Annotated in this window: 19 protein-coding genes; 9 read left to right on the top strand and 10 right to left on the bottom strand. The window is 64.5% G+C overall.

All coding sequences use genetic code 11. The features are described from left to right. Positions 1–60: 60 nt before the first annotated feature. Positions 61–951: an MBL fold metallo-hydrolase gene (locus U5A67_RS01465; protein WP_321814256.1), complete on the bottom strand. Its 891-nt coding sequence runs from the start codon at positions 949–951 to the stop codon at positions 61–63. Between the two features lie 137 nt (positions 952–1088). Between U5A67_RS01465 and U5A67_RS01460 the strand changes: the two genes are divergently transcribed. The 3 genes from U5A67_RS01460 to U5A67_RS01450 are packed head-to-tail and all read left to right on the top strand — an operon-like array spanning position 1089 to position 4008. Next, positions 1089–1442, top strand: coding sequence for an ArsR/SmtB family transcription factor (locus tag U5A67_RS01460; RefSeq protein WP_205981307.1), 354 nt, complete (start codon positions 1089–1091; stop codon positions 1440–1442). Positions 1443–1501: 59 nt separating this feature from the next. Continuing rightward, the gene (locus U5A67_RS01455) at positions 1502–3127 is read left to right on the top strand and encodes a TIGR01244 family sulfur transferase (RefSeq protein WP_321814255.1); all 1626 of its coding nucleotides are present in this window, start codon (positions 1502–1504) and stop codon (positions 3125–3127) included. A 35-nt stretch (positions 3128–3162) separates the two neighbouring features. Next, entirely contained in the window at positions 3163–4008 is an 846-nt protein-coding gene (locus U5A67_RS01450; protein ID WP_321814254.1) for a sulfite exporter TauE/SafE family protein, read from the top strand. Positions 4009–4020: 12 nt separating this feature from the next. Here U5A67_RS01450 and U5A67_RS01445 read toward each other — a convergent pair whose 3' ends face one another. Together U5A67_RS01445 and rarD are read right to left on the bottom strand one after the other, a co-directional pair. Continuing rightward, complete coding sequence (locus U5A67_RS01445) at positions 4021–4416, bottom strand: DUF5594 family protein (RefSeq protein WP_321814253.1); 396 nt, start codon at positions 4414–4416, stop codon at positions 4021–4023. A gap of 141 nt (positions 4417–4557) precedes the next feature. After that, the gene (gene rarD, locus U5A67_RS01440; RefSeq protein WP_321814252.1) at positions 4558–5460 is read right to left on the bottom strand and encodes an EamA family transporter RarD; all 903 of its coding nucleotides are present in this window, start codon (positions 5458–5460) and stop codon (positions 4558–4560) included. A 291-nt stretch (positions 5461–5751) separates the two neighbouring features. Here rarD and U5A67_RS01435 point away from each other — a divergent pair, with 291 nt between their 5' ends. Next, positions 5752–6540 carry a sulfite exporter TauE/SafE family protein gene (locus U5A67_RS01435; RefSeq protein WP_205981312.1) on the top strand — a complete coding sequence of 263 codons (789 nt, stop codon included), beginning with the start codon at positions 5752–5754 and terminating at the stop codon, positions 6538–6540. Between the two features lie 135 nt (positions 6541–6675). Here U5A67_RS01435 and U5A67_RS01430 read toward each other — a convergent pair whose 3' ends face one another. Next, entirely contained in the window at positions 6676–6936 is a 261-nt protein-coding gene (locus U5A67_RS01430; protein WP_205981313.1) for a hypothetical protein, read from the bottom strand. Positions 6937–7149: 213 nt separating this feature from the next. Further along, a complete protein-coding gene (locus U5A67_RS01425) occupies positions 7150–7503 on the bottom strand; it encodes a BON domain-containing protein (RefSeq protein ID WP_321814251.1) in 354 nt (117 codons plus the stop codon). Positions 7504–8196: 693 nt separating this feature from the next. Between U5A67_RS01425 and U5A67_RS01420 the strand changes: the two genes are divergently transcribed. From U5A67_RS01420 to U5A67_RS01410, 3 genes are all read left to right on the top strand, one after another. After that, on the top strand, positions 8197–9612 hold the full coding sequence (locus U5A67_RS01420; protein ID WP_321814250.1) for a TAXI family TRAP transporter solute-binding subunit: 1416 nt from the start codon (positions 8197–8199) through the stop codon (positions 9610–9612). 148 nt (positions 9613–9760) lie between these two features. Further along, positions 9761–10414 (top strand): 2-hydroxychromene-2-carboxylate isomerase, encoded by a 654-nt coding sequence (locus U5A67_RS01415; protein ID WP_205981316.1) that lies wholly within the window; start codon positions 9761–9763, stop codon positions 10412–10414. Between the two features lie 190 nt (positions 10415–10604). Further along, complete coding sequence (locus U5A67_RS01410; RefSeq protein ID WP_321814249.1) at positions 10605–11612, top strand: LysR family transcriptional regulator; 1008 nt, start codon at positions 10605–10607, stop codon at positions 11610–11612. A 45-nt stretch (positions 11613–11657) separates the two neighbouring features. Here U5A67_RS01410 and U5A67_RS01405 read toward each other — a convergent pair whose 3' ends face one another. Beyond that, on the bottom strand, positions 11658–12788 hold the full coding sequence (locus tag U5A67_RS01405; RefSeq protein ID WP_321814248.1) for a Fic family protein: 1131 nt from the start codon (positions 12786–12788) through the stop codon (positions 11658–11660). Positions 12789–12893: 105 nt separating this feature from the next. On the opposite strand from U5A67_RS01405, the gene U5A67_RS01400 reads away from it, so the two are divergent. Then, positions 12894–13265 (top strand): hypothetical protein, encoded by a 372-nt coding sequence (locus U5A67_RS01400; RefSeq protein ID WP_321814247.1) that lies wholly within the window; start codon positions 12894–12896, stop codon positions 13263–13265. Positions 13266–13351: 86 nt separating this feature from the next. Here the strand turns inward: U5A67_RS01400 and xdhC are convergent, their stop codons facing one another. From xdhC to xdhA, 3 genes are read right to left on the bottom strand one after another with little or no spacing between them, the layout of a single operon-like run. Beyond that, positions 13352–13933 carry a xanthine dehydrogenase accessory protein XdhC gene (gene xdhC, locus U5A67_RS01395; RefSeq protein ID WP_321814246.1) on the bottom strand — a complete coding sequence of 194 codons (582 nt, stop codon included), beginning with the start codon at positions 13931–13933 and terminating at the stop codon, positions 13352–13354. A gap of 22 nt (positions 13934–13955) precedes the next feature. Beyond that, entirely contained in the window at positions 13956–16310 is a 2355-nt protein-coding gene (gene xdhB / locus U5A67_RS01390) for a xanthine dehydrogenase molybdopterin binding subunit (RefSeq protein WP_321814245.1), read from the bottom strand. A 37-nt stretch (positions 16311–16347) separates the two neighbouring features. Beyond that, positions 16348–17901 carry a xanthine dehydrogenase small subunit gene (gene xdhA, locus U5A67_RS01385; RefSeq protein ID WP_321814244.1) on the bottom strand — a complete coding sequence of 518 codons (1554 nt, stop codon included), beginning with the start codon at positions 17899–17901 and terminating at the stop codon, positions 16348–16350. Positions 17902–18459: 558 nt separating this feature from the next. Here xdhA and U5A67_RS01380 point away from each other — a divergent pair. After that, positions 18460–19686, top strand: a complete 1227-nt coding sequence (locus tag U5A67_RS01380; RefSeq protein WP_205981322.1) for an MFS transporter — start codon at positions 18460–18462, stop codon at positions 19684–19686. A 97-nt stretch (positions 19687–19783) separates the two neighbouring features. Here the strand turns inward: U5A67_RS01380 and U5A67_RS01375 are convergent, their stop codons facing one another. Further along, positions 19784–21448 carry a bifunctional aspartate transaminase/aspartate 4-decarboxylase gene (locus U5A67_RS01375; protein WP_321814243.1) on the bottom strand — a complete coding sequence of 555 codons (1665 nt, stop codon included), beginning with the start codon at positions 21446–21448 and terminating at the stop codon, positions 19784–19786. Positions 21449–21562 lie beyond the last annotated feature (114 nt).

The raw sequence follows: 21562 nt of genomic DNA, 5'->3' as shown, positions 1-21562 counted from the left end.
AGTGGACAGATGCTTTCGAATTTCGGACAAAGCGGCGATGGCCGCTTTCGATGATCCATGTCAGAGCGCGTCGAGCGGAATCTTGAGATAACGCACGCCGTTGTCTTCCGGTTCGGGCAAGCGGCCTGCGCGGATATTCACCTGAATCGACGGCAGGATCAGGTTCGGCATGGCGAGCGTGAGGTCGCGCGCGCTGCGCATCTGCACGAAGTCGTCTTCGCTCACGCGGTCGTTCAGATGGATGTTGTCGCTGCGCTGCGCGCTGACGGTGGTTTCGAAGCTCGGCCCGCGCGATGCAGGTGGATAGTCGTGACACATGAAAAGCCGCGTGTCGCCCGGCAGATCGAGCAGCTTGCGCACCGAGCGGTAGAGCGTGTGCGCGTCGCCGCCCGGGAAATCGCAGCGCGCCGATCCGACATCCGGCATGAACATCGTATCGCCGACAAACACGGCGTCGCCGATGCGGTAAGCGAGATCGGCGGGCGTGTGGCCAGGCACGTGCATCGCGTACGCTTCGAGCGGGCCAATGTGGAAGGTTTCATCGTCCGCGAAGAGATGATCGAATTCGCTGCCGTCGCAGGCCAGCGTGTCATTCACGTTGAAGACCTTGCCGAACACGCCCTGCACGCTGCGAATGTGCTCGCCGATGGCGATCTTGCCGCCGAGTTGCTGCTTGAGAAACGGCGCCGCCGAAAGATGATCGGCGTGCGCGTGGGTTTCCAGCAGCCACTCGACCGTAAGGCCGTATTCGCGCACGAAAGCGATCACGCGCTGCGCCGAGTCCGTAGACGTGCGGCCCGACTTCGGATCGTAGTCGAGCACCGGATCGACGATGGCGCACGCCGAGCCCCGCCCCGAGTGCACGACGTAAGTCACCGTGGAGGTGACGGGATCGAAGAAAGGATCGACGTGTGTCTGGGTTTCAGTCGCGGCGGCAACAAGTTCGGACATCGGGTAACTCCATACGGCTCATGTTCTATTGAAACACATATTATGAATCGATATAATGTTTGTCAACCAACTGTCGGCTTCGACTTGATCTGATCTAGCGTGATCTACCCCATCGCTTCATGGATCGAACTCCGCCTATGAACTCTCCCATCACGCCCGAGGCGCTTTCCGCGCTGCGCGAATCCGCCGAAAAGTGCTGCGCGCTGCTCAAGGCGCTCGCGCACGAAGACCGTCTCCTGCTGCTGTGCCAGCTCACCGAAGGCGAGCGCAATGTCGGCGAGCTTGAAGCGCTCGTCGGCGTGCATCAGCCCAGTCTGTCGCAGCACCTGGGCGTGCTGCGCGAGGAAGGCCTCGTCGAGACGCGCCGCGAAGGCAAGTACATCTACTACCGCCTCGCGAGCACCGAAGTCATCCAGGTGATGCAGACGCTCTCCAGCCTCTATTGCGGCCGCCTGAAGGCGCAACCTTCGCGTCCCGCGCGCCCCGAATAAGCGCCCGGATAAACGCCCGCGCCGCCCCCTATTCAGTCCTACCAGGAGCCTTCGAGCCCATGCAAATCGTGCAACACGACGCGCGCTTCGCGAGCGCCGACCAGATCACGCCCGCCGATCTCGCGGCTATCGCCGCTGCCGGCTACCGGTCGATCATCTGCAACCGGCCTGATGGCGAAGGCGGCCCGTCGCAGCCCGCGTCGAGCGATATCCGCGAAGCCGCGCAGCAACTCGGTCTGAGCTTCGCGTTTCTGCCCGTCACGCCCGGCAAGATCGGTCCCGACGATGTCGCGCAATTCGCGCAACTGCTCGCCGATCTGCCCGCGCCCGTGCTGGCCTACTGCCGCACCGGCAATCGCGCGACCAATCTGTGGCAATTCGCGCAGGCCAGCGCCGTTGCCGCGCCGCTCACCTCACCGCAGGCTTCGGCCTCTGCAGCGAACAGCGCGCGTGCGAGCGAGCCGTGGGATGTGGTCGTGATCGGCGGCGGGCTCGCGGGTATCAGCGTGACGTCCAGCCTGCTCAAGCGTCAGCGCAATCTGCGCATCGCCATCGTGGAGCCCAACGATCACCACGACTATCAGCCCGCGTGGACGCTGGTAGGCGGCGGCGCTTTCGATGTGAGGAAAACGCGCCGCACGATGGCCAGCGTGATGCCGCAAGGCGCGACGTGGATTCGCGCAGGCGCGCAGCGCGTCGAAGCCGCGCAGAACCGCGTGCAGCTCACCAACGGCGAAACCGTCGCGTACAAACAGTTGATCGTCGCGCCTGGTCTGCGCCTCGCGTGGGAGCGCATCGAAGGCCTCAAGGAAACGCTCGGCCAGAACGGCGTGACCTCGAATTACCGCTACGATCTCGCGCCCTACACGTGGGAACTCGTGCAGCAGATGCAAAGCGGTACGGCGCTGTTCACGCAACCGGCCATGCCGATCAAGTGCGCAGGCGCGCCGCAAAAAGCCATGTATCTCGCCTGCGATCACTGGATGAAGCGCGGCGTGCTCTCGAAGCTGAAGGTCGAATTCGATCTGGCGGGCGCGGTTTTGTTCGGTGTGCCGACTTTCGTGCCGCCGCTCATGGAATACGTGAAGCGCTATAACGCGCAGCTCGAATTCAGCTCGAACCTCGTGGCGATCGACGGTCCGGCGCGCAAGGCCACCTTCGAAGTAAAGGACGCCGATGGCAACATCACGCGCGTCGACAAGCGCTTCGACATGATTCATGTGGTGCCGCCGCAAGTTGCGCCCGACTTCATCCGCGAAAGCGATCTCGCCGATGCCGCCGGCTGGTGCGAAGTCGATCACGCGACGCTGCAGCATCCGCGCTGGCCCAATGTGTTTTCGTTTGGCGACGTGTGTTCCGCGCCCAATGCGAAGACCGGCGCGGCGGCGCGCAAGCAGGCCGTGATCGTTGCGGAGAATCTGCTCGCCGCGCGTGCGAACACGGCAATGCACTATCGCTACGACGGCTATGGTTCGTGCCCTCTCACGGTCGAGAAAGGCAAGGTCGTGCTGGCCGAATTCGGCTACGGCGGCAAGCTGCTGCCGACGTTCCCGCTCGACCCGACGCGCCCGCGCCGCCTGATGTGGTTCCTCAAGGCCAGCGTGCTGCCGCGCTTCTACTGGAGCGGCATGCTCAAGGGCCGCGAGTGGTTCACGGGCGCGAAGCCTGGCGACGCACAAGGCTAAGCGCGAGGCGAAAGACCTGAAGGAGACGCCGCATCATGGACACCGCCCTCTTCGTTAGCGCCGCGCTTGGCTCGGTTGTTGGGCTGATTCTCGCGTTGACGGGCGCGGGCGGGGCCATCGTCGCGGTGCCTTTGCTGGTGTTTGGGCTAGGTCTGGGCGTCGCGCAGGCCGCGCCGATCGGGCTTTTTGCGGTCACGCTGGCCGCAGGCATCGGCGCGCTGCTCGCGCTGCGCGAAGGCCGCGTGCGCTACAAGGCCGCCGCGCTGATGGCGTCGGCGGGCGCGGTGATTTCGCCGGCCGGTCTCTGGGTCGCGCATCGCGTGCCGGATGCGCCGCTGATGCTGCTGTTCGCCCTCGTGCTCGCGCGCGTGGCGTGGCGCATGTTCCGCCAGCCGTCCGTGCAAGCCGGGCACGACCTTCACGGTGGCGCCGAACCCTGTCCCTCCGATCTGCCCTGCCGCCTCAATCTCGAACGCGGCAAGCTCGACTGGACCGCGCCCTGCGCACGGGCGCTCGCGCTATGGGGTGCGATGGCCGGTTTTTTGTCGGGACTACTCGGCGTGGGCGGCGGCTTCGTGATCGTGCCCGCGCTCAAGCGCGCGTCCGATATTCCGATGCAGGGCATCGTCGCGACTTCGCTGGCCGTGATCGCGCTGGTATCGACGGCGGGCGTCGTGGCTTCGGCGGCCAGCGGGCATATGCTGTGGCTCAACGCGCTGCCGTTCGCGGCGGGCGCACTCGCGGGCATGTTGGTGGGGCGCGGCTTCGCCAGTCATGTGAGCGGCGCGCGCCTGCAACAATCGTTTGCAGTGTTCGCGGGCTGCGTGGCCTTGGGCATGGCGGTGAAGGCCGTTCACGCGCTCATGGCCACGGGCGTTTGAAAGTCCGAAAGTCTAAAAGTCCGAAGGTCCGCCCTCGAAATCCAGTCCGCCGATCAGGATCTCCGGCTCGCCCTGCGTGCGCGTGGCGAAATCGACCGGACGCGCCGTTTCCCACGACGCCATCTTGCGCACCGTCGCTTCCAGATAATGCGCGAAGCGCGCCTCGCCGCCGGGCTCCATGAGACGCTCGATTTCGTCGATATCCCAGGTCAGCGACAGATTCAGCGCATACGCATAGGGATGGCGCGCTTCGGCGGGCTCGCCGCGCAGCCGCACGCGCGTCGGCCGGCCGTGTCCCGCGCTGGGCACGACATCGACCTGAACCGTGGGGCCGAACTGGCTCGCGAGCTTCGCGGCGATGCGCGGCGCGAACATCTCCTCGAAGCGATGCAGCGCTTCATTGCTCATGCGCGGGTGTCTCCGTTTTTTACGTCTTGCCGATGGGCGATGCGGCGACGTGTTCAGCGCCACGGTATCGTCGACCATCGTCGCATAGGCGCGCGAGGCTAACCAGCCCCGCCGCTATCGTCCGACGTTCTGTGTGACGCTCTAACCCGCCGTGCGCGCCAGACGCGCAGCCCGCGCGGCCGCCAGCGTCCCGCGCAAGCCCTCGAACGAATAGAGCACGAGCGCCACCCAGATCGCGCCATAACCCACCGCCCGCACGGCGCCGAACGGCTCGGCGTAAATCAGCACGCCGGTGAGCAGTTGCAGCGTGGGCGTGACGTACTGGATCAGACCGAGCATCGACAGCGGAATGCGCCGCGCCGCCGCCGCGAACAGCAAGAGCGGCACGGCGGTGACCGGCCCGGCCGCCGCCAGCAACAACTGCACGCCCAGCGACGCGTGCCCGAAATGACTCGCCCCAGCGAGGCTAATGGCGCTCAGATACACCAGCGCGACCGGAAACAGCAGCACGGTTTCCAGCGTCAGCCCTTCGAGCGCGCCAAGCTGCGCGGTCTTGCGCAGCAGCCCATAACCGCCGAAGGTCACCGCCAGCGCGAGGCTGATCCACGGCGGCGTGCCGTTCTGCCAGGTCAGCCAGGCCACGCCCAGCGCCGCGAGCGCCACCGCGCACCATTGCAGCGGGCGCATGCGCTCGCGCAGGAACGCATAACCGAACACCACGTTGATCAGCGGATTGATGAAGTAGCCCAGACTCGCCTCGACGATATGCCCGGCGTTCACGGCCCAGATATAGATGCCCCAGTTGGCCGACAGCAGCACGGCACTCGCCGCGAAGCGCGCCACGAGACGCCGGTCGCGCAGCGCGGGCCGCAGCCAGCTCCAGTGATGCCGCACCAGCAGCACGATCAGGATGAACGCGAGCGACCACGCCATGCGATGCGCCAGCATTTCGAGCGCGGGAATCTGATGGAGCGTCTTGAAGTAGATCGGGAAGAGGCCCCAGATCACGAAAGCGGACAGGGCGTAGGCAATGCCGGAATTCATAGGCGTTCTGGTCAGGTGGGCGCGTGTGAATGGCAGGCGGAACAACCCCGGGGACAGAAAATTTCAGGAAGATTTCGTCCTGTCCCTGCGCCAGGTCGCCGGTTTTGCGACAATAGCGGATTTTCGCCGCCAGCCTTTGTCGCTGTCTAGCCTGTCGCGCAGCCCGATTGCATCGAGATCGCCTCTCCTTGCCGGCACGCGCAGCGAAGCCGCGTCATACGCGAGGCATGTAGCCAGACCGCATTAATTACACGCGAGAAGCGCGCCCCGTGCGCGATCCGCGCCGCCGCGATGTCCCTACCTCATATCGAACCGCTGTATTCGCTGTCCGGCCTTGCGGTCGGTTTTCTGGTCGGCCTGACGGGCGTGGGTGGCGGCTCGCTGATGACGCCCATCCTCGTGCTGCTGTTCAACGTCCATCCGGCCACCGCCGTGGGCACCGACCTGCTCTACGCCGCCGCGACCAAATCGGCGGGCACGCTGGTACACGGGCTCAAGGGATCGGTGGACTGGCGCGTGACCTTGCGCCTCGCGGCCGGCAGCGTGCCGGCGGCCACCATTACGCTGATCCTGCTCCATCGATACGGCATGGACACACCGCGCGCCGGCCATCTGATCCAGGCCGTACTGGGCGCGGCGCTGCTGATCACCGCCGTGGCGCTGCTGTTCCGCCCGCAACTGGCGGCCTTCGCGGCGCGCCATCGGCATGGGCCGAGCGAAACGCGCACGCTGCTTTTCACGATCCTCACGGGAGCGATTCTGGGCGCGCTGGTGTCGCTGACTTCGGTAGGTGCGGGCGCGATCGGCGTGACGGTGTTGCTGCTGCTTTACCCGGCGCTGCCTACGGTGCGTATCGTCGGGTCCGATGTGGCCCATGCGGTGCCGCTCACGCTGCTCGCGGGCGCGGGGCATTGGCTGCTGGGTTCGATCGACTGGTCGATGCTGCTTTCGCTGCTGTGCGGATCGCTGCCGGGCATCGCCATCGGCAGCATGCTGTCGTCGCGCGCGCCCGAGAAGCTGCTGCGCATGCTGCTGGCCGCTACGCTCACGCTCGTTGGCGCGCGGCTCGTGCTGGCTTGAGTCCATTTGAACTGGTTTGATCCGGCTTGAGTTCTGCCTGAGCCAGATCGACGCGATCAACGCGACAATAAACTCTCTCGCGCGGGCTTCTCCCCGCGCGTCTTTCCCCGTCCTGCCCTACCTCCCCGCTAGCGCTCAGGCGTACGGCGCCCGGCTGAAAAAGCGGCCATTGAGATCGGTTTCAAACTGGCGCAGCCATTGCCCGCGCGCGTCGATGCGGTAGGCCTGCGCCCACGCGCCGCGCCGCACGATCAGCAGTTCGCTGTGCTCGGGATCGTCGGGATCGGCTTCCCCGCTCACGTCGAAGTGGATCGGAGCGAAGCCATGCCGTGCGCAGGCCAGCTCGAACGCCGCGCGATCAACGAGCGGCAAATCGGTGTAGGTGTGGATAGTCATGACAGTGTCCGGCAAGGAGCCACAAGAGCCTCGTGGGGTCTGCATACTCCACGGTATACCCCTAAACACGCGAAAGCTGTGTGTCAGTCCACATTTACGGCGCGCATCCGCCATGCCGTGTGCAAATAGTCCGAAAAAAACGGGCCCCGGCGCATGGCTGGGGCCCGTCTTCGCGGTCAATCGTGCCGGATATCCATCCAGCCGATGTCGATCTTACTGTTGCATGACCGTCAGCTTGTTCGCGACCGACTTAACGCCTGCCACGCCTTGCGCAGCCTGGCCTGCCTGGTCGATCTGGCCCTGCGTCGGCACCGTGCCGCTCAGGGTGACGGCGCCCGAGCGCGAACGCACGGTGATGTTCGACACGTCGAGGCCTTGGGTCTTCGACAGCGCCTTGCGCACGGTGTAGCCGAGCTTGCGGTCAACCTTCTTGGCCGACGGAGCCGGTGCCGCCGCCGTCGTAGCAGCTGCGCCGCTTGCAGCCGAATTGTCCTGGGCAAAGGCGCCGAATGCGACCGTCATGCAAGCCGCAGCGGCCAGGGTCTTCAGAAAAGCGACCGATTTCATGTTTTCTCCTTGTTGCTATCGCGTTGTTGCTTCACACGTTGCTTCGCTCATGGCCCGAGCCACGTGGCGAAAATGGACCGCCTTTTCCGGTGACGGGACGCGGGAACGCGCTCCGCCCGGACTGACGGCTTCGGTTACGACACCCACGGGCAGGCGAACGGAGCAAGCAGGCGCAAGCGGTCACAAAGTGACACAAGCGCGTCGAGGCACCGCGGCACTGCCATGGTCGGGACACGCTGATGCGAGAGGCGAGGATTCGGTTGAGCGCGCGAAAAGCCGCGCCGGTATCGGCGGCGCGATCCGCACGGACTTCGGCAATGCCGGTCGTGCTGGTGCGCCTGCTTCGATAGCCTTGTAGCTTGTAATGATGACGGTCTGATGGCCGATGCCGCTCGATGTTCCGGCGATTCATCAGGCCAATTCCGCCGCCACGCGCCTGGGCGCGCCGCAGCGATCCACAATTTAGCCTGGGCGAAGCCCAAGCGCAAAGGATTTAGGGCACAACGCGGCGTGTACGCCACGCCGGTCCCCATGCCGTCACGGCGATGAATCTCATGTAACATCGGCGCTCAGAGACACTGCGGCGCACGAACGCCGCTTCAGCCGCTTCAACTTCCTGCGCCCGAGAGGGGCCGATAATCACCCCAGCAGCACCGCACCAGAACCAGAACCTCCGAGGCCCGCCATTCCCCGATGAAGTCCCCCACCGGCCGCAAACCTCCTCCGCGTCTCGTTGCGCGCTTCGTGGCGATCTCGTGGCGCGATCTGGCCGTCTCGTTCGGCCCCATCCTGCTGGTGAGCGTGGCCGCCATCTGGCTGGCCGTGCGGCTGATCCAGCCCGCGCCGCCCAGCACGCTGACGATGAGCGCCGGCCCCAAGGGCAGCACCTACTGGAACGCGGCGCAGAAGTACAAGACCATCCTCGCGCGCAACAACATCACGCTGACCGTGCTCGAATCGGAAGGCTCGGCGCAGAATCTCGCGCGCCTGTCCGACCCGGCCTCGCATGTCGATGTTGCATTCGTGCAGGACGGCCTCTCCAGCAAGGTGCCGGAGGGGCTCGTGTCGCTCGGCAGCGTGGCCTATGTGCCGCTCGCCGTGTTCTATCACGGGCCGCCCGTCACGCGGCTGTCGCAGTTCGAAGGCGAGCGCCTTGCCATCGGCGCGGAAGGCAGCGGCACGCGCGAACTCGCGCTCACGCTGCTCAAGGCCAACGGCATCGAACCGGGCGGCAAGACCCAATTGCTGCCGCTATCCGGCGACGATGCAGCGCGCGCGCTCGTGGCGGGCAAGATCGACGTGGCGTTTCTGGCGGGTGACTCCGCCCAGCCGCCGGTCATGGGCCGGCTCATGCGCATGCCCGGCGTGCGCTTTTTCGACTTCGCCCAGGCCGACGCCTACGCGCGCCGCTTTCCCTACCTCACGGCGATCACGATTCCGATGGGCGCGTTCGACTTCGGCCGCAACCTGCCCGCCGCGCCGCTGCACTTCATCGCGCCGACGGCCGAACTGGTCGCGCGCGACTCGCTGCACCCCGCGCTCTCCGATCTGCTCGTCGACGCCGCCAAGGAAGTGCACGGCCGCTCGACCCTGCTGCAACGCGCGGGCGAATTCCCGGCGCCGCGCGCCCAGGACTTCCCGATCAGCGACGATGCCGCGCGCTACTACAAGTCGGGCAAGAGCTTCCTCTACCGCGTGCTGCCGTTCTGGCTCGCGAGCCTCGCCGACCGCCTGCTGGTCGTGCTAGTGCCGATCATCGTCGTGCTGATTCCGGGCTTGCGGCTCGTGCCTGGGCTCTACGCCTGGCGGGTAAAATCGCGGATCTATCGCTGGTATGGTTCGCTGATCGCGCTGGAACGCGCCGCGCTCGCCGATAACTCGCCCGAGGAACGCCGCTCGCTCGTGCGTCAACTCGACAAGATCGAGGAATCGGTGAATGGCATGAAGATGCCGCTGGCGTATGCCGGGCAGTTCTACGTGCTGCGCGAGCACATCGGCTTCGTGCGCGAGCGGCTTTCGGCGGTGCGTGAACGGCTCGCGGCAACGCGCGAGGAGGCCGACGCCACCCGCGCAGCGTCGCCGGGCGACGAACCCGCGAACCGCACGTAGAAAGCGCACGTAAAAAGCACACGAAAATCAGCACCCTGCCTATGGAAAGTCCGCAGGCAAAAAGGCAGCACGCAGTATCGAATACGATCAATACTCGAACGACGGGCCGCTCGTGCGGTCCGCATGAAGCCCATTTCGGAGGAACAGCATGATCCGCGGCATCGACGCCACCCAGCCGGCCTGGTTCTACGACTTCGTGTCGCCGTTCTCGTACCTGCTGCTGGAGCAGTACGACAAGTGGCCGGGCTTCGATTTCGTGCCGACGCCGGTGCTGCTCAGCGACCTGTACCGCCATTGGGGCACGCCATACGGCGGCGCAATTCCCGCCAAGCGCATCTTCACCTATCGCCACGCGCTGTTTCGCGCGGAACAACTCGGCATTCCGCTGAAGATGCCGCCCGCGCATCCGTTCGACTCGGTCAAGCCGATGCTGCTGGCGATCGCCGCAGGCGGCGAATTTGCCTGCGTGCGCGAGATCTTCCGCTTCATCTGGCGCGAAGGCCGCGACCCGTCGAGCGAAGAGGGCTTCGAACAGTTGTGCGAACGCGTGGGCATCGCGCATGGCGAAGCGCTGATCGAAGAGGAAGCGGTACGCGCGCAACTGCGCCGCTACACCAACGACGCCATCGCCATGGGTGTGTTCGGCGTGCCGACTTTCTGGATGAACAAGCAATTGTTCTGGGGCGAAGACGCCTTGCCGATGGTGCTCTACTGCGCGCGCACGCCGAACTGGCTCGATTCGCGCGAGGTCAAGCGCATCAGCACGCTGCCTTCGGGGCTGCCGAAGCCGGAAACCGCGTGAACTCACGCGGGCGATCGCGCTGAAGGCCGCACTGAAGACCGCGCGGAAAAGCGCATTGAAAACGCCCGCGCCGCTGCACTGATGCCGGCCATACCGCGCGCCCTATGGCGGCCGGGCGCGTGGCGGCATAAGGTTATGCCTGAAGCCGTGCGTGCACAGCACGGCGCGCCCCCCACGCTTTCGCATTGCCATGGATGACACTGCCCTTTCCCTCGACATCTGGCTCGTGCGCGTGCTGCGCACGCTGCTGGTCGAGCGCAGCGTCACGCAGGCCGCGCTGCGGCTGAACCAGACCCAGCCGGCCATCAGCACGGCGCTGCGGCGGCTGCGCGAAATCCTCGGCGACCCGATCCTCGTGCGCGGCAAGGCCGGGATGGTGCCGACCGAATACGGCGAGTCGCTGCTCGCGCACGCCCAGCGCGTGCTGCGCGATGTCGATTTCGTCGCCACGCCGCACGGCGACTTCGACCCGGAGCGCTCGAAGCGCACCTTTCGCGTGGCCGCGCCCGATTACCTCAACGACTTCTTCATGCCGACGCTGATCGCCCGCTTTCGCGAGGCGGCGCCCGCGGCGCGGCTGGAGATCCTGTCGCTGTCGCCGACGCTCGATCATCATCGCGCGCTGGAGGCCGGCGAGATCGACATCGTGATCGGCAACTGGCCGAAGCCCGATGCGCGTTTCGAGCGCAGCGACCTGTTCACCGACCGCATCGTCTGCATGATGCGCGCCGATCATCCGCTCGCACGCGCGCCGCTCACGCGCGAGGCGTATCTGGCGGCCGCGCATCTCGCGCCTACGCCTTATACGGGCGCGAATGCGAGCCCGATCGACATTGGTTTTGCCAAGGCGCGCGCGGACCGGCGCATCGTGGCGACGCTGCCTTATTTCGGGCTGGTGCCGCAGGTGCTGCTGCAATCGGATCTGATCTTTACGACCACGCGCCGTTTTGCGACGCATTACGCGGGACTGCTGCCGATCGCGGTGGCCGAGCCGCCGTTCGCGTTTCCGCGAATTCGCTGTTATCAGATGTGGCATCCGCACCCGGACCGGCCAAGCGATGTGGGCTGGTTGCGGGAGTTGATCGACGGGGTCTCACAGTCGTTGACGGTGCGGGGTGGGAAGCGAGTGAGTGGCACTGGCAAGCGTGCCGCACCGCGTACACAGGCAGCTCCGGTACAAAGCGAAGAGGCGAATTAGTTGACTCGCCGCGTTGATGCCCTGACGGCGGCCGAGCGCAACGCATCAACGACCTTCATCGGCGCGAGGCTCAGGTGGCGGCGCATTAAACGCTTCGCGAACCGCATACACAATCGCATCGCCCAGTTTCGCTTCTTCGATAATGGGAAATTCCTTGCTCAGTTTGCCCGACACGCTCCAGTGATTGTCGCGCACAGAACGGATGATCCGATCGATATCGGCATTCGGCCCATCCAGCACGTCCTTCACCAATAGCCTTGCCCGATCCCAATTGCGCATCAGTTCGGCTTCCTGTCGCATCTCGGTGCGGATCGTTCGATCGATGACGTCGGCCAGATACTCGACATGCGCCGTGAGGTCGGGAAAACGCCACGTCAATGCTGCGTCGCTCCATGCATCGAAGGTGAAGTTGGACTTCACGCCATCGTCGAATTCGTGAGGCGCGGCAAAATTCGCATTCGCTCCGTAACGTTGCATCAGCGGCCTGGACAGCACTTCAAGCACCTGATCGTACGCCGCCTGATATTGCGCCTTGCTGGTGATGGCAGCGGAAACAGGCAGGACGAATGGACGCGGCACAGCGTTGTCGCGCCTGAGCATGTCGTTGATGAGGAAACGATGGATGCGGCCGTTGCCGTCCGCCAGCGGATGGATATAAACGAACGCGAAGGCCACTGCCGCCGCGCGCAGGATCGGCGGCGCACCTGACGTGCTTTGCACAAACCGGTCGAGCCCGACCAGCATCGCGTCGAGATCTTGCCAGTGCGGCGCGATGTAGTGAATGACATCGCGGAAATGATCGGTCGCACCGACGAATACGGGCGACTGACGCAACCCGAAATGCTTCAGCGTCGTTCGTTCGCCGATGATTTCCCGCTGCAACGCTGCGAGTGTGCCGACCGAGAGCGGATCGTCGTAAGCGCCGATGCGGGTTTCCATCACGGCCGCAAAACGCTTGATACGATCACTCTGATCTTGCTCGTGCTCGATCTGGAAACTGGCACGGCTTTCCCTGAGCGTCAACCAGACCGCGCTGCGTCGCAAGACGTCAGCGCCGTATTCGGCCTGCAAGGCATCGAGTTGTGCGGCGCAGTCATAGGCTTCTGCCTGGCGGACGCGCTGCGTGCGGCGAACAGTCAGGCAGAATGCCCGATTACCGGGCAGGTTATCGCGCACACGCCAGCGCGTATTGTTGACCGGCGCAGCGCTCGCGACATAGTTGTCGCCATCGATCGCATCGACGTAACCGCCGTTCGTCACGGCGGGAACCCCATCCAGTTCGTGTCCGGTCAGCCATTCATACAGAAAGCCCGCGCGACGCGCATATTGTCCGGTGCGCTCGCTCATGACCCAATCGCGGATCTCGGCCTGCGGAATCACATCAAAGAGACGCGCCAATTGCTCGAGGAATACACCCTCGTGCTTGAGCGCAAACGTGAAATGGGCGGCGAGCGTTTCGACTGGCCGCATGACGGCGGCGTAGGTTTCCTTGACGCTGGCGCCGTGATGCGTAGTACGCCGCTTCGCGCCGATTTCGCTCTCGACCGGAAGCGGCTGAACAGCCGGAGCGCCGTAGCGTTCAGCCAGCCAGCGATAGCCCACCCAATCCTGCTCCATCGATGCACTCCCGAAATTTCGTTAATTCAGGAATAATTTCGTTAAGAATAGCGCATCGATCGAAAAAAACGTTAACAACGGGTTTCGATTCTCCAGAAAGTTCGTACCCGCGCAGGCAATCGTCATACTCCGGCGAAAATCTCGCGACTCCTCGGCAACATCACCCGCATCTGCATCAACTGCGCCGCCACCGCCACGGCGATCGACGACGGCGCCTTATCGACGATCCCCGTCACGCCGATCGGGCACGTGATCTCGTCCATGCGCTCCGCTGCCACGCCACGCTCGATCAAGCGGCGCTCGAACTTCACGCGCTTGGTTTTCGATCCGATCAGCCCGAACCACGCGAAATCGCGCCGCCGCATGATGCGTTCCGACAACTCGAAATCGAGCGCGTGGTTATGCGTCATCACAATAAAGTACGCACCGGGCGGCGCTTCATCCACAATCGCCGCGGGCGTGTCGGTTGCTTCGATCTGCACGTTGGCCGGCACTTCGTCGGGGAACAGTTCGTCGCGTTCGTCCACCCATTGCACGACGCAAGGCAGCATGCCCAGCAGCGTCACCAGCGCATGACCCACGTGCCCCGCGCCGAACAGCACCACATGCATCGGCCCATAATGCGGCACCGGCGTGCTGCGCCGGCCGATCACGACACGGCCGTTGCTATCGAGATTCACGCAATGGTTTGGACGACTCATCATTTCCCCCTCCTCTCCCACCAGTTCAACCGCGCGCCATCGTGCGCACCGCACGCACGCCCTTGAGGATTTCCTCGGCGGTCGCGGGTGCGTTCATCGGCGGATTGAAGCGGTAGTCGGCCACGCTCGCCACCGCGTCGCGGATCGCGAAGAACACCGAGAACGGCAGCAGCAGCGGCGGCTCGCCCACGGCCTTCGAGCGATGGATGCTGTCTTCGGCGTTGCGGTTGTTGAAGAGCTTCACGGTGAATTCCGGCGGCGTGTCGTTCACGGTCGGGATCTTGTAGGTGGACGGCGCGTGCGTCATCAGCTTGCCGTCCGGCTTCCACCAGAGCTCTTCCGTCGTGAGCCAGCCCATGCCCTGGATGAAGCCGCCTTCCACCTGCCCCACGTCGAGCGCCGGGTTCAGCGAGGCGCCCACGTCGTGCAACGCGTCGGCGCGCAGCACGCGCATTTCGCCCGTGAGCGTGTCAATCACGACTTCGGACACCGCCGCGCCATACGAGTAGTAGTAGAACGGCCGGCCGCGCAGCGTCGCCTGATCCCAGTAGAGCTTGGGCGTGGCGTAGAAACCGTCGGACCACAACTGCACGCGCGCCAGATAGGCCTTTTGCACCAGCGTGCCGAACGGCACGACTTCGTCGCCGACAATCGCGCAGTCGTTGGCAAAACGCACATGCGCAGCGTTGACCTTGCCCTTGCCCCAGAGATTGGCGGCCAGCGAAGCCAGGCGTTCGCGCAACTGGCGCGCGGCGTCCTGCGCGGCCTTGCCGTTCAGGTCGCTGCCCGTCGATGCCGCGGTCGCCGAGGTATTTGCAACCTTGCTGGTATCGGTCGCCGTCACACGCACGCGGCCGAATTCGATACCCAGTTCGTGCGCGACGACCTGCGCGACCTTGGTGTTCAGGCCTTGACCCATCTCCGTGCCGCCGTGGTTCACGAGCACCGAACCATCGGTATAGATGTGTACGAGCGCGCCAGCCTGGTTGAAGTGCGTGACGTTGAACGCGATGCCGAACTTGCACGGCGTAATCGCGATGCCCTTCTTCAGCACTTCGTTCTTCGCGTTGAATTCGCGGATCGCCGCGCGTCGCGCGCGATAGCCGCTCGTTTCCACGAGTTCGTCCATCAACTCGTGAATCACGTTGTCTTCGATGGTCTGGCCGTAGGGCGTCTCGTTGTTTTCGGTCTTACCGTAGAGATTGCGCTTGCGCACATCGAGCGGATCGAGATCGAGCGAGCGCGCCACGTCGTCCATGATGTATTCGATCGCGAACGCACCCTGCGGGCCGCCGAAGCCGCGAAACGCGGTATTCGACTGCGTGTTGGTCTTGCCGCAGAAACCCGAGATCGACACATCGGGCAGCCAGTAGGCGTTATCGAAGTGGCAGACGGCGCGCGTCATCACCGGGCCGGAAAGATCCGCCGAGAAGCCGCAGCGCGAGGTCATATCGACGCTCACGCCTTCGATGGTGCCCTGATCGTCGTAACCCACTTCATACGTGTAGTGGAAGTCGTGACGCTTGCCGGTGATCATCATGTCGTCGTCGCGGTCCGGGCGCAGCTTCACCGGGCACAGCAGCTTCCACGCCGCCAGCGCCGCGCAGCACGCGAAGATGCCCGACTGCGATTCCTTGCCGCCAAAGCCGCCGCCCATACGCCGGCATTCCACCAGGACGTTGTGCGAGGCCACGCCCAGCACGTGCGCAACCAGATGCTGCATTTCGCTCGGGTGCTGCGTCGAGCACCAGACGTGCATGCCGTCGTCGTCCTTCGGCACCGCGTAGGCGATCTGCCCTTCCAGATAGAACTGTTCCTGGCCGCCCAGCAGCATCTCGCCTTCATGGCGATGCGCGGCACGCGCGGCGCGCGTGGAGGCTTCGCCGCGCGCGAGCTTCATCGGCGGCAACACCGATTGATTGGCGGCGCGCGCCTGCTGCGCCGTGAGAATCGGCGGCAGTTCTTCGTACTGCACCTCGGCGCGGCGCGCGGCAAGGCGCGCGATATCGTGCGAAGTCGCCACGACGATGAACATCGGCTGACCCACGAATTGCACGATGCCGTCGGCCAGCACGGGATCGTCGTGGATGATCGGGCCGCAGTCGTTCACGCCGGGAATATCTTCGGCGGTCAGCACGGCCACGACGCCGGGCGTCGCGCGCACTTTGGCGAGGTCCATCGAGACGATGCGCGCGTGCGGCTTTTGCGACAGGCCAAGCGCGGCGTGCAGCGTGCCCGCGACGGTCGGGATGTCGTCGGTATAGGTGGCGCGTCCGCTTACATGCAGATGCGCGGATTCATGCGGGCGCGAGACGTGCACCTGTGCGAAAGGTTCGCGCGCCTTGGCTTCTTCCAGGAACGGTTCGGCTTGCTGGTTCATGGTTTCTTTCTCCGTATCTCTTCCGTTTCCTGATGACTTAAGCGGTTTCCGCCGCCACTGCGCGCACATTCACCGCTTGAGCCGCCAGCGGGTTATGCGGGCGCGTTTCCAGCCAGAAACGGTAAAGCGTGTTCTTCGCGGCTTCGAGTCGATAGTCGCTGGTCGCGCGCATGTCCGACAGCGGCGCATAGTCGTTGCCGAGCGCGATCATCGCGGCCTGCGCGGTGGCTTCGTGCCATTGCGCGCCGGCGAGCACGGCTTCGGTGAGGGTTGCGCGCTTGGGCGTCGCGGCCATGCCGCCGAAAGCAATGCGCGGTTCACGGACCGTATCGCCATCGGCGATAAAGGAGAACGCGGCGCATACCGCCGAAATATCCGAGTCGAAGCGCTTCGACACCTTGTAGGTGCGGAATTGCAGATTCGCGCGCGCGCCGGTGCGCGTGGGCACCTTCAGCGCCAGCACGAATTCGTGCTCGGCCATGTCCTTCTTCTGATACGCGAGGTAGAGATCTTCGAGCGGCATTTCGCGCTCGATCGCCCCGCCGCGCAGTACCACGCGCGCGCCCAGCGCGATCAGGCCGGGCATCGAATCGCCGATCGGCGAGCCGTTCGCCACATTGCCGCCGATGGTGCCGGCATTGCGGATCGGCAGCGAAGCAAAGCGCTGCCACATTTCTTCCAGTTCCGGGTACGGCTTCGCGAGTTCGGCATAGGCGCGCTCAACCGTCACGCCCGCGCCGATTTCGATAAAGCCGTCGCGCTCCGCGATTTCGCGCATCGCATCGACCTGACCGACATACACGATGTCGCCGAGTTCGCGCATCTGCTTGGTGACCCACAGGCCGATATCGGTGCTGCCCGCGAGAATGCGCGTATTAGGGCGCGCTTCCTTGATGGCGGCGAGTGCGTCGACGGTGCGCGGCGCGTCGTATTGCTGGCCTTTGCTCTCGTAGTGGAAGGTGTCGCGGCGCTCGATCGAGGCGAGCGTTTGGGCGAGCGCCTTCACGTCGACGGGCGATGCCGGACCGTCGAGCTTGAACATCTGCTCGGCGGCGTCGAGGATCGGGCGATAGCCGGTGCAGCGGCACAGATTGCCGGTCAGCGCATTGGCGATTTCGTCGCGCGAAGGCGTGCTGCAGGCGCTTTTGCCTGCGCAACCGCCAGCCTCGCCCTGGGCACATGGAGCGCCGCTATGTTCGTGACCGTGTTTCTCATACAGCGCCCACATCGACATCACGAACCCCGGCGTGCAGAAACCGCACTGCGAGCCGTGGCAATCGACCATCGCCTGCTGGACCGGATGCAGCGAGCCGTCGGGCTGGCGCAGGTCTTCGACGGTGAAGAGCGCCTTGCCGTCGAGCGTCGGCAGGAACTGGATGCAGGCGTTGACCGCCTTGAAGCTCACGCTGCCTTCGGCATTGCGCTCGCCGACCACGACCGTGCAGGCGCCACAGTCGCCTTCTGCACAGCCCTCCTTGGTGCCGGTGCAGCGCGCGTCTTCGCGCAGGTACTGGAGAACGGAACGGGTGACGCCCGCGTCGCTGACTTCGCGAATCGCGTTGCGGTGATAGAAGCGGATCGGCTGACTCATGATGTCTGTCTCGTCGTGTTTCTGCGTGTTTCAGCGGCGCGCGGGAGGGTGATTGCGGGGGTTCCCGGTGCTGGCCGCACATTTCTTCAGTGGACGATTCGAAAACTATCACCGCCAATATTGAGATCCCATAGCAGCAAGTGCATGGGGGATATATCGTCGCGGCGATAAATCGGCACTTCGTCGTGGTGCGGCGCTTATATGTCGATGGCTCTATCGGATCAATTATCTACAATTTGTCGCAAAACGGACAAAACCGCACGCCGCTTCATGCACCATCAAGCAGCAACCATTCCATTAATCAGCGTAGTCCATGCGGCGCGCGCTTCAATTGCCACGAACCCGCGGCCAATTTCGTCCATTTCCGCTCATGTGGATGTCGCGTTGTTAACGCATCGGCAATAAGCGAACCGCAGGTCAACTACGTGCCATCTGTACACGATCTCCGCGAAAAAACCGTCGGATTCGCCCAACGGAGCGCTTTTTCAACGTCTGCATAAGAACCGGTTCCATGGGACAATCACGCCTTTCCCGCCGTCTACCATCCGCGTTTTCCCCATGTCCGCTGATTTGGCGCCCCCGCGCTCCGGGTTGTCGACGACCATGCAGATCATTCCGGTCGTCTTTTTCACCTTCCTCTGTTACCTGACGATCGGCATTCCGCTTGCCGTGCTGCCGGGCTACGTCCACAACGATCTGGGCTTCAGCACCGTCGTGGCGGGCGCCGCCATCAGCGTGCAGTACATCGCCACGCTTTGCTCGCGCGCGCTGGCCGGCCGCTCGGCCGACACGCTCGGGCCCAAGAGGACCGTCAGCATCGGCCTGACGATCTGCGGCGCGAGCGGCGTCATGCTGCTGCTCGCCACGCTCGTCGATCACTGGCCGGGGCTCTCGCTCACGCTGCTGATCGCCAGCCGTCTGTTGCTCGGCTGCGGCGAAAGCCTGTGCGGCACCGGCGCGATCCTCTGGGGCATCGGCCGCGTGGGCACCGCGCACAACGCCAAGGTGATCTCGTGGAACGGCATCGCCACGTATGGGGCGCTCGCCATCGGCGCGCCGCTCGGCGTGGAGATGGCGCATTACCTCGGTTACTGGATGCTCGGCATTTCGGTGATCGCGCTGGCCGCGCTCGGCTTCTGGATGGCGCGCCCGATCGCGCCGGTGCCGCTCGTGCACGGCGAACGCATGTCGTATCGCAGCGTGTTCACGCGCGTGCTGCCGCACGGCATTGGCCTCGCGCTCGGCTCGGCGGGCTTTGGCTCGATCGCCACCTTCATCACGCTGTTCTATGCGGCGCGCCACTGGCCCAACGCGGCCTTCACGCTGACGGTGTTCGGCCTGATGTTTATCGGCGCGCGTCTGCTGTTCGCGAACACCATCAAGAAGTTCGGCGGCTTCCGCGTGGCCATCGCCTCGTTCTCGTTCGAGTGCGCGGGTCTGCTGCTGCTGTGGATTTCGCCGACGCCGCACGTCGCGCTGGTTGGCGCGGCGCTCACGGGTTTCGGCTTCGCGCTGGTGTTCCCGGCGCTGGGCGTGGAAGCGGTCGGTCTCGTGCCGGCGGCCAGCCGCGGCGCGGCGCTTTCCGCGTACTCGGTGTTCCTCGATCTGTCACTGGGCATCACCGGCCCGCTGGCCGGTTATGTGGCGAATGTGTTCGGCTACGGTTCGGTGTTCCTGTTCGCGGCGATTGCGGCGGCATCCGCCGTGGCGCTGTCGGTCTCGCTGCATCGCAAGAGCGTGCGCGAAGCGGCCAACGCGCAGCCCGTCGCCACCGAAGCCCAGTAAATCCGCAATAAAAAACCGCAGCGGGCAACGCGCCCGATGCGGTTCGTCAGTTCCGCGTGGCGCTCAAACAGCCGCCACGCCGCCCACATCCCTACCCTTACTTCTTCACCGCAGCCGGATCGATCTTCTTGCCGGTTTCCTCGTTGTATTGCTTCACGTATTCCGCGCTGAGTTTGCTCATCGCGCGGCCGATCTTGCGGTAATCCGATTCGTTCAGGTTCGCCAGCGACACGCGTCCCGACGGATGCGCGGTGCCGAAGCCCTTGCCCGGCAGCAGCACGACGCGCGCTTCCGCCGCCAGACGGAACAGCAGTTCGTTCGGCTGGACCTGCTTGAGCAGCCAGTCGACGAACTCGCGGCCATAGCGCTTCTCGCCCAGATACTCCAGATCGAGAATCGTGTAGTAATCGACCTGGTTCGGATCCGTTTCGTCGACGGCAATGCCCATTTCCTCGAACAGCGCGCGCTTGCGGCTGCGGATCAGGCGCTTGAGCGCGTTCTTGTAGGCGTCCGGCGTATCCATCAGCGAGAACAGCGAGAACAGCACCATCTGCACCTGCTGCGGCGTCGACAGACCGGCCGTGTGATTGAGCGCGACGGTGCGGCTGTCGGCCACCAGACGGTCGATGAACTTGAGCTTGTCCGGCTCGGTCGTGATCGACTCGTAGCGCTTGTGCAGGATCTTCTTCTCTTCCTTGGGCAGCTTCGCGAGCGTGGCGTCGAGCACGTTGTCGCGATGCGTGGCGATCGCACCCAGACGCCAGCCGGTCGCGCCGAAGTACTTCGAATAGGAGTACACGAGAATCGTGTTCTTCGGCGCCAGCGCGAACAGCGAGACGAAGTTGTCGGCGAAGGTGCCGTAGACGTCGTCGGTCAGCAGGATCAGGTCCGGGCGCTCCTTGATGATCTCGGCGATGTATTCGAGGCTTTCGTCGTCGATCTTCACCGAAGGCGGATTGCTCGGATTCACGAGGAAGAACGCCTTCACCTTCGGATCGCGCAGCTTGTCGAGTTCCTTCTTCGAGTACTGCCAGTTGTTCTCGACGGTCGCATCCAGATGCACGACGTTGAGCTGGTAGTCGTTGAGTTCGGGAATTTCGATGTAGGGCGTGAAAATCGGCATACCCAGCGCGATGGTGTCGCCCGCCTTGATCAGGAAGTTCTCGCGCATCGTGTTGAAGATGTACGTCATGGCCGCCGTGCCGCCTTCCACCGCGAACACGTCGAACTCGCCCACGAACGGATGCCTGCCGATCATCTCGCGGCGCAGATACTGCCCGACGATGATTTCCGAGAGCTTGAGCATGCGGTCCGGCACCGGGTAGTTACAGGCCAGGATGCCTTCGCACATCTCGTAGAGAAAATCGCCGGCCGACAAACCCAGCTGATCGCGCACATACGACACCGCGCCGCCGATGAAGTCGATGCCCTGCTCGCCCTTCTTTTCGTGCAGGAACTGGTCGAAGCGCTCGACGATTCCCGCGCGCTGCGGGAAGCCACCCACGCCTTCGGGCATGTACGAGAACGAGCGCTCCGATTCGCGCATCGCGAACAGGCCCAGTTGCCAGAAGCCGTGGCGCGGAATCGTCGCGAGGAAGTTGGGATTGCCGCGGCCGGCGTTGAGCATCGCGAGGTTGGCGGGGCGCTCGGTCGCGCCGCCGCCGGCGGCCTTGATCAGTTCGTCCTTGAGCTCGAACGGGCTAAGTGCGTCGATGCCAGCCTTTTCCTTCGATTCGTTGCCGTTGCCTTTACCTTTTGCCATGGTGCTCTCCAGTGGAAGACGTTAAGCGTGCCGCCCTTCCAGCGCGATGCGCTTCGATGCCACTCGATACCGCGCATCGCGCTGTGCACGCATTTCGACAGATTCGGGCGGACC

The sequence above is a fragment of the Paraburkholderia sp. J69-1 genome (assembly GCF_905220255.1).
In the GTDB taxonomy this organism is placed as follows: domain Bacteria; phylum Pseudomonadota; class Gammaproteobacteria; order Burkholderiales; family Burkholderiaceae; genus Paraburkholderia.
Note: the sequence above shows the minus strand (reverse complement) of the source record. Positions and strands in the feature narration are given on the sequence as shown.

Bases quoted from the DNA above. Each gene is read 5' to 3' on its own strand.
- xdhA (WP_321814244.1), bottom strand. From the start codon at position 17,901: ATGAGTCAGCCGATCCGCTTCTATCACCGCAACGCGATTCGCGAAGTC.
- U5A67_RS01425 (WP_321814251.1), bottom strand. From the start codon at position 7,503: ATGAAATCGGTCGCTTTTCTGAAGACCCTGGCCGCTGCGGCTTGCATG.
- U5A67_RS01445 (WP_321814253.1), bottom strand. From the start codon at position 4,416: ATGAGCAATGAAGCGCTGCATCGCTTCGAGGAGATGTTCGCGCCGCGC.
- U5A67_RS01435 (WP_205981312.1), top strand. From the start codon at position 5,752: ATGTCCCTACCTCATATCGAACCGCTGTATTCGCTGTCCGGCCTTGCG.
- U5A67_RS01460 (WP_205981307.1), top strand. From the start codon at position 1,089: ATGAACTCTCCCATCACGCCCGAGGCGCTTTCCGCGCTGCGCGAATCC.
- U5A67_RS01380 (WP_205981322.1), top strand. From the start codon at position 18,460: ATGTCCGCTGATTTGGCGCCCCCGCGCTCCGGGTTGTCGACGACCATG.
- U5A67_RS01450 (WP_321814254.1), top strand. From the start codon at position 3,163: ATGGACACCGCCCTCTTCGTTAGCGCCGCGCTTGGCTCGGTTGTTGGG.
- xdhB (WP_321814245.1), bottom strand. From the start codon at position 16,310: ATGAACCAGCAAGCCGAACCGTTCCTGGAAGAAGCCAAGGCGCGCGAA.
- U5A67_RS01420 (WP_321814250.1), top strand. From the start codon at position 8,197: ATGAAGTCCCCCACCGGCCGCAAACCTCCTCCGCGTCTCGTTGCGCGC.
- U5A67_RS01455 (WP_321814255.1), top strand. From the start codon at position 1,502: ATGCAAATCGTGCAACACGACGCGCGCTTCGCGAGCGCCGACCAGATC.
- U5A67_RS01430 (WP_205981313.1), bottom strand. From the start codon at position 6,936: ATGACTATCCACACCTACACCGATTTGCCGCTCGTTGATCGCGCGGCG.
- U5A67_RS01375 (WP_321814243.1), bottom strand. From the start codon at position 21,448: ATGGCAAAAGGTAAAGGCAACGGCAACGAATCGAAGGAAAAGGCTGGC.
- rarD (WP_321814252.1), bottom strand. From the start codon at position 5,460: ATGAATTCCGGCATTGCCTACGCCCTGTCCGCTTTCGTGATCTGGGGC.
- U5A67_RS01465 (WP_321814256.1), bottom strand. From the start codon at position 951: ATGTCCGAACTTGTTGCCGCCGCGACTGAAACCCAGACACACGTCGAT.
- U5A67_RS01410 (WP_321814249.1), top strand. From the start codon at position 10,605: ATGGATGACACTGCCCTTTCCCTCGACATCTGGCTCGTGCGCGTGCTG.
- xdhC (WP_321814246.1), bottom strand. From the start codon at position 13,933: ATGATGAGTCGTCCAAACCATTGCGTGAATCTCGATAGCAACGGCCGT.
- U5A67_RS01415 (WP_205981316.1), top strand. From the start codon at position 9,761: ATGATCCGCGGCATCGACGCCACCCAGCCGGCCTGGTTCTACGACTTC.